The sequence below is a fragment of the Verrucomicrobiota bacterium genome (genome assembly GCA_027622555.1).
Classification (GTDB): domain Bacteria; phylum Verrucomicrobiota; class Verrucomicrobiia; order Opitutales; family UBA2995; genus UBA2995.
This window is the reverse complement of record JAQBYJ010000190.1, coordinates 1-7213: the sequence shown is the minus strand read 5'-3', so window position 1 is coordinate 7213 and position 7213 is coordinate 1. Positions and strand designations below refer to the sequence as shown.

The 7213-nt window shown below is 46.8% G+C and carries 5 protein-coding genes; 2 read left to right on the top strand and 3 right to left on the bottom strand.

Features of this window, described 5'->3' with window-relative positions:
- The first annotated feature begins 251 nt into the window (after positions 1–251).
- Positions 252–734, top strand: a complete 483-nt coding sequence (locus tag O3C43_24230) for a low molecular weight phosphotyrosine protein phosphatase (GenBank protein ID MDA1069595.1) — start codon at positions 252–254, stop codon at positions 732–734.
- Positions 735–742: 8 nt separating this feature from the next.
- Positions 743–1609 (top strand): fructosamine kinase family protein, encoded by an 867-nt coding sequence (locus O3C43_24225; GenBank protein ID MDA1069594.1) that lies wholly within the window; start codon positions 743–745, stop codon positions 1607–1609.
- Here O3C43_24225 and O3C43_24220 read toward each other — a convergent pair whose 3' ends face one another.
- The 3 genes from O3C43_24220 to O3C43_24210 all read right to left on the bottom strand — a co-directional run.
- Entirely contained in the window at positions 1610–5017 is a 3408-nt protein-coding gene (locus O3C43_24220; GenBank protein MDA1069593.1) for a fibronectin type III domain-containing protein, read from the bottom strand. It abuts the gene before it with no gap.
- A gap of 5 nt (positions 5018–5022) precedes the next feature.
- A complete protein-coding gene (locus O3C43_24215; protein MDA1069592.1) occupies positions 5023–6165 on the bottom strand; it encodes a hypothetical protein in 1143 nt (380 codons plus the stop codon).
- Positions 6166–6222: 57 nt separating this feature from the next.
- Positions 6223–7213 (bottom strand): hypothetical protein (locus O3C43_24210; GenBank protein ID MDA1069591.1); only part of this gene is annotated, 991 nt, incomplete at its 5' end.

Genomic DNA, 7213 nt, shown 5'->3' with positions numbered 1-7213 from the left:
CAGGACTCATAGGTCCTCACCTTCAAACAATTTATTTGTTCATTCCACTAAAAATAGCGAAGAACCTAAATAAATTACAACTCCCAGGAGAATAACCACGGCGATCCACAAAAAAACGGGGAGAATAACAGCTAAAAACACAATGGATAAGTTAAGCAGAATTAAAGTCCTTCAATAAAGTTGAATTGTTATAGAATAATTGAATCCTCGACTCAAGAACTCAATCACAACAAATATCCCTCTTCTCAATCATGGTTTCCTTTAAAGTTTTATTCGTTTGTTGGGGTAATATTTGCCGTTCCCCGGCCGCTCATTGTGTTTTTCAAAAGCAGTTGGAAGAACAAGACCTGACTTCCAAAATAAGCTGTGATTCCGCCGGTACCATTGGTATGCACGCTGGCCAACCACCCGATTCAAGAATGCGGGCGGCTGCGGCTCGCCGTTCCATCTCTTTTTTCGGACAATCGCGTAAATACCGTGAAAGTGACTTTTCAAACTTTGACCTGATTCTCGCCATGGACAACCGCAACCTAGCAGACCTGGTTGCCGCCATGCCTCCGGGAGAATCCCGGACCAAGCTTAAATTGTTTGGCCAATTCATCGATCCCGAGAACCCGCCTGAAGTGCCTGACCCCTACTACGGAGGTGGAAAAGGCTTTGATATCGTTTTGGATATGGTGGAAGAAGGCTGCTCAAATTTGATCAAATATATCCTGGAACGGCAGACCATTTAGAAAAAACGATGTGGGCTGCCATTTGCAAAAAGCTGGCTAATAAACTTGGGACTCAGCTTTCCTATAAAAACAATCGTTCGATTGGAGGTGGCTGCATCAACAACACCCAAGCTCTGGAAACAACTCATGGGACCTACTTCGTTAAACTGAATAGTCGAGAGTATCGTTCGATGTTCGAGGCCGAGGCGGAAAGTCTTAAAGCCATAAAACGTTCAAAGACAATCCGCTGCCCTGAGGTTATACTCGTAGATGAAATCGAAGGATTTGCGGTGCTGATACTTGAGTTTATTCCAATGCAAGCAGCGCAAAAAGATAGCATGGAAAAATTGGGAAACCAGCTCGCGAATTTCCATAACCAAACCGATAAACAGTTTGGTTGGCACATCGACAATTTCATCGGCCGCACTCCCCAATTAAATCGGAAAGAGCACGATTGGATTACATTCTTCACGAATCATCGACTCGATTTCCAATTCAACCTGTGCGAAAAGAAGGGTCTATTTTTCACCAGGAAAAAGGAACTGCTTGAAACAATCGATTCATTTTTCGGCGACTATCGACCTATGCCCTCCTTGCTTCACGGAGATCTTTGGGGAGGTAATTTGGGTTTCGATAACAATGGCGAACCGGTGCTTTATGATCCGGCATGTTACTATGGTGATCGTGAAGCAGATTTGGCTTTCACGGAAATGTTCGGCGGATTCTCGGGTTCGTTTTATAATGCCTATCACAATTCGTTTCCGTTACATCCAGGTTACTCGAAACGAAAACGATTGTACAATCTCTACCACGAGTTGAATCATTACTTTCTGTTTGGAGGCGGATATGGCGAACAAGCTCAAGAAACCATCCGCTACCTGCTGGACGGGAGTTGATTATTCAATTTCGTAGATTTCAAACAAGGCAACTCCAGTCGTTCCTCCAACTCCAGAAATCTGAAAAGAATAGGCTCCTTGCTGTATTTGAAATATCCCTGCTGCTTCCTTATCATCCAACAATGACAACCCAAAGCCGGCGATAATTTCGGCATCTGCAGAATCCGACCAATCGTCAATACTCACCACTTGACCCACATTCGGAACCATTTTCAAAATAGGATCCACCAATGTCGATGCAACGTCCGTTAAACCAGGACCAAGGGCCCGAACCAAGACTCCTTTTTCTGCAAGACCGATTACCACCAGGCCACCAATCATCAACTCATCCCCAGACCCGACCAGTCCACGAGTCGAAAGGTTGATCAAGCGACAATCTGAACACCCTTCAGTTGCATCATAGATTTCAATCATTCCCACGGCAGGAAGTTCGTCGATCTCATTACTGAGTATTACAGTGTAGCTTCCCGATGGTAGAGTTGCATAAATCGCACTCTCACGTTCGTCGCCAGGCAGTAGCTGGGTCGCTAGAATAGAATCCAGATTCACCGAATCCATCCAGTCCGTATTAATAATTACAAGTGGCTCGGCTACCAGTGATCTAGTTAATTTCAATTTTGGATCTCTTATAGTACTGGAAATCCCACTACCTTGAAGACTGGGTCCGAGTCCCCGAATATAAAGAGTCATATCGGGACCTTCAGGAATAATAAATCCACCTATCATCACCTCATCATTGCTTCCAACGAGGCCACGTGTAGAAAGATTTACGAAATCGGTGGCTGGCTGTGTTTGAATAGAATCGGAATCCGTAAAAACAATCTCCCCATCGGAGATGGTAGAAACACGATACTCGTAACTGGTTTCCGGAGAAAGAAAACGGTCCAGATAGCTAATTGAATCCTCAGCGATAGTCGTTATTATTTCCCAAGAATCCGAACCTGATTTTCGGCGCTCAATCAGATATCCGGTTTCTCCAATCGACAAGTCCTCCCAGGAAAGAGTTACGCCCCTACTGGTCGAGGTTGAAACAGTCAGGTTAGCCGGTGCAGCAATTTGTGCATCGACAATCAAAGCGGCCACGGTTGAACGGTATTCTTCTCCACCTCCCCTAACAGCCATTTGATAATCTCCGGAATCGTCGAAGGAAACCAAAGACAAATTAAGTGTCGAAGCTGTTTCTCCTGCCAGGTCTTGCCCATCTTTCTGCCATTGAAATAACCAGGTGGCTTCTACTGAACTTACGAATTCGGCGAAGAAACTCACATCAGAACCTAATAACACTCGCTGGCTATCAGGTTCATGTCGAAAATCAAAATATTCCGGAAGATCGGCTGTCATAAGTAATCCGTTGTTTCCGATAACAACCATTTTTCCAACAGCGGTAATTCCATGCCAAAGACTTTCATTGGTAGGAGGAAATCGATCGATCCAGGTCAATCCTCCATCGGATGAAGTTGAGAGTTTCCCGGAAATTCCGGTGGCAATAAAATAACCATTTCGAAATCCAACTCCGTAATAGGCCTCTTCATCTGCGTCTCTTACCTGACTCCAGTCGACCCCGTTCTCGGTTATATAAATTCCACCCAATCGATCCGCATTTACAAAAACTCCATCCCCGAATTCCACGTCACCCGCCATGTTCGAAATCCCTTGAGTTACCAACTTCTGCCAATTTATTCCATCGCTGGAACTATAAAAATCGCTACCGGCACGCGCCAGGAATATTCCATTTCCGAACTCGACATCGTCAAACTGATCATGGCGTTCATCATAAACTTTCGTCCAGGTTCGAGCGTCTTCCGATACCCAGATTTCACCCTGGCTGAATGAATTGGCATCAATACCGCCCACTCCCACGAATAAGCCTAACCCGTATTGGATGGAAAGAATACTAACAGAGGTGGGTAGTTCTACTATTTCCCAATCAACACCATTTTCGGATACTATCAACTGAGGTCCTTCACCACATCCGACAAAAATCCCTTGGGCATGGGTAAGTTGATATAGTCGATTGAGTCCTGGAAAATCCAGCACCCCGACATCCTGAAAATCAGGCGTCCAATGAACCGCGTTCGTTGCCCCAACACTCACAAACTTTCCTTCGGCAAATACAACCTCACTATAATCTACAGCACCTACTTCATCAACAATAGTCCATTGGTCGAGGGGACCATTAAGGTCGTTGTCCTCTACAGTGACGACTGCCTTGTTCGGGATAGCCAACGACTGAAGATCCGTAGCATTCAAATAGAGTAAATGGGTTTCTCGACCTTCCCGCAATTCGTCTTCCGGCGATTGTATGATGATCTCCTTCATTTCTGAATCTCCATCGGCCCATTGAAGATCAAAGGTATGAGAATAATCATGTGCAGCCCCTGGAGTTAAATCCACCACTTGTAATTCAACGCTGACAGCACCCGTCGCACTTCCCAGTCGTTCAACGCCCAAAGGCATCGAATTTCCACCTTCGGTCAGACTTACCTCGCTTGCCGAAAAACGAAACTGGGGGATGTTGCCAGTAATTTGGCCTGCCGTTGCGGCATCGATCATTGCGGAGAGCTCTCCATCCATTCCACGAAACAAAGCATTGGATCCTACATAAACCCCTACGATCAGCCAAGGCTCCGTTTCGCCGGCCCTGGCAATCACGGGACCACCACTGTTTCCCGAGTAACTGTCCAGCTCATCACCACCCGTATAGAGTCGGTTCTCATAGGTATAACCACCGTCAAAGACGAGAGAAGGGACGGGTGTCACGGTTAAGGTGCCTTTTTCCAAGGTCGTATGCACCCTCCACTTTCGGGAGTCCGATCCACTATATTTACCAGAAGGGTACCCAACAACTTCAAAGAAGTTCTTCCCCCCCAGGAAACCAGACTCAGCAGCCTGAGGATGCGCCCGCAATATCCCATGAGGAGTTGCCGTATCGTCACTAAAAACCAGCAATAATGAATCCCGGTTAAAAGCTTCGAAAGGCGATGTGGCATCCCGCCTGTTCTTATCGTATTGGTGCAAGACATCGTCGTAACTTGCAAGGCTCACAACAGAAGCAACATTCTCGAACGATTCACTCTGAGAAGATGACGCAGCAGGATACCATTGCCGAAAAGCCAACCAGGGAGAAGCACCAGCAGGTAGTTCGTCGAGTTCCCCATCCCCATCAACATCCACCCAGGATTCTTTCCAGTAAACATGCGCCGCAGTTAAAACGACACCAGGACCCACAGCCATACCACTACCAGAAAGTAAACTGCTGTTTGCCGTAGATCCGCCAAAAACCCTACCAGCGAAAACATAAGGAGCCATCCCAGCATCACTCGGATCCAGGGGTTCCGATTCTCCGTAGAGAAGCTGAAAACCAAGCAGTGGAATTAATAATACCAAAACTTTTTGGGACCTATGCATCCGTTTTACAATTTCCATGTTCTGGCCAGCCGATTGACTGTGTTGGTTATTTCGTCCTTAAATTCCGGGTACCGGTCTTCATTTAACCAAACAGACAATTGGTTGTATGCAGCGACGCTTCGCTCGCGCATAACCTCCCGGGGTATCAATAAAGAACCGGTTATCAGGTTAAATGAAAAAGTGGAATTAAAGTTTGGAAATGTTTGTAGAAACGTTCGTTTCTCCTCTTCTGAAAAAGCCTGGGTATCCAAATACCTTTCAGCCACCGCCATTTCATTGCTATTAATTGGATTCACTCGAGCGATCAAGGTGGCCCGAAATCCAGACGAGGCGTTTAAAAAATCAGGATGCTCTACCAAGTAGTTGGCTCCAACTGCGGCATGCTGCTGAAAGAACCGGTCAACCGAGATGGTTGCGGCATGACCGACGGCACGGTTGGGTGGCTCGGTCATTAATTCACCCAATCGTTCAATGCTTGCTAATTGCCCAGCTTGGACAACCGCATCAAATGCGTGCAAAAACGAAAATGTGGGTTCTTCCAGCCAGGTCTCCCGAAGCAGAAGCTCCTGCACTTTGGTATTTAAAAATTGCTCATCCGACCGCGAAGCCCCGTGACGCGATAAGGTTCGTAATGAAATGGCCCACTCATCGACCTTCTCCGAAGCATTTAAAATGGCCTTGCCGACTTCCACAGCCAACGCCGGATCCAATTTCTCCAACCTATCCAGCAGAGCTGTCCGGAATGTGGGGTAGGATTGTAGAAACCCATCTGCACCCGGGGAAAATCGTCCGAAGGCAAACGCATCAACACCACTTTCCAGAACGGCTTGAACGGACTTGGCGGCGATTTCAGAAGGTTCGTTGTCCAACCAGGTAAATAGTCCTTTTATAACCGCCTGCCCCTCAAGCTCCCCGTGTACTTGTTTCAGCGTTTCCAATTCGCCCAACAACCGAAATCGCAATTTATCCTCAAGCGATGTGAGATCACTTGCCGGGGATTCTTTTGAAGAACCGAGAGAAGTTTGAAGTAGACCTGGCTTCGTTGGTCTTTCTTCAGTTTCTTGGGAAGGACGAAACGATTGAGGGATAAGAAACCAAGCAAGCAGTATGAAAAAGAATACCGCCGATATCAGGATTTTTGGCTTCATAAGACTGCACATAGCTAAGAATACGAGTGAGGATTCCCTTAAAGATTCAATTTAAGTTCAATTATTGACGACTTTTTTCCCAAAGACAAAGAAGACTCCGGCAGTTAACAAGGGAAACATAACAAAAAAGAACCACAGCGGAAGCCCCATTCCAATGGCCAGGTATCCGCATCCGGCGGCCATAATCATCACAGACAAAGCATAGACAATCTGCGTACTCACGTGGTCGATATGATCGCAACCCGAGGCTATAGACGATAGAACAGTCGTATCGCTTATAGGGCTACAATGATCCCCGAAGATCGCACCGTCCAAAATCGCAGCGGAGGTCAGCCAGAAATAGATGTTCGTTTCACCATCATAAGCTCCCAGACTGTACGCCAGCGGCAATAAGACAGGAATCAGTATGCCCATGGTTCCAAAACTGGTACCTGTTGCAAACGCCATTCCGGAAGCGATACAGAAGGTCAAAAGAGGCAACGTCCAAACCGGTAATCGATCACCCAATAATGAAAACAGGTATTTGTCCGTGTGGAGGCCCGTGGTGCAAATCTCCTTCATTCCCCATGCCATGATTAGGATAAACGCCGCCATCCATAAGGTTGGAAAGGCCTGCAAATATGCCTTCATTGCATTTTTCGGAGTTAGTACACGACTGATTGAGGATAACAGGATCGCCCAAACACCTCCGGTAAGTGCAGCCAAAGCAAGGATTATCATGGATCCCGACTCGCCATACCTGGGATTCGTTGCATAGCCAAACGCCTCCCGCCAATGCGTGAGCGATCCAAAGGAAAAGGGTACACCTTCCCCCAACATTCGGAAACGACCCACTAATAATATGCCCACAAATATGGCGCTAATTACCCAAATAATTGGCAAGGCAGCATTCCTGGCCAATCGTCGCTGACCCTCCTCGGGCTCGAGGATTTCATTTTTTTCTTTAACAATCAGGGTTGCGCCTTCACGGAGAACTTGACCGGTTTCAGCCGCCCGTTTTTCAGCATGGTACATGGGACCGTAATCCCGGTCCGAGATCGCACAGACA

Excerpts from the sequence above, each read along its gene's own strand:
- O3C43_24230 (MDA1069595.1), top strand. The coding sequence starts at position 252 with ATGGTTTCCTTTAAAGTTTTATTCGTTTGTTGGGGTAATATTTGCCGT.
- O3C43_24225 (MDA1069594.1), top strand. The coding sequence starts at position 743 with ATGTGGGCTGCCATTTGCAAAAAGCTGGCTAATAAACTTGGGACTCAG.
- O3C43_24220 (MDA1069593.1), bottom strand. The coding sequence starts at position 5,017 with ATGCATAGGTCCCAAAAAGTTTTGGTATTATTAATTCCACTGCTTGGT.
- O3C43_24215 (MDA1069592.1), bottom strand. The coding sequence starts at position 6,165 with ATGAAGCCAAAAATCCTGATATCGGCGGTATTCTTTTTCATACTGCTT.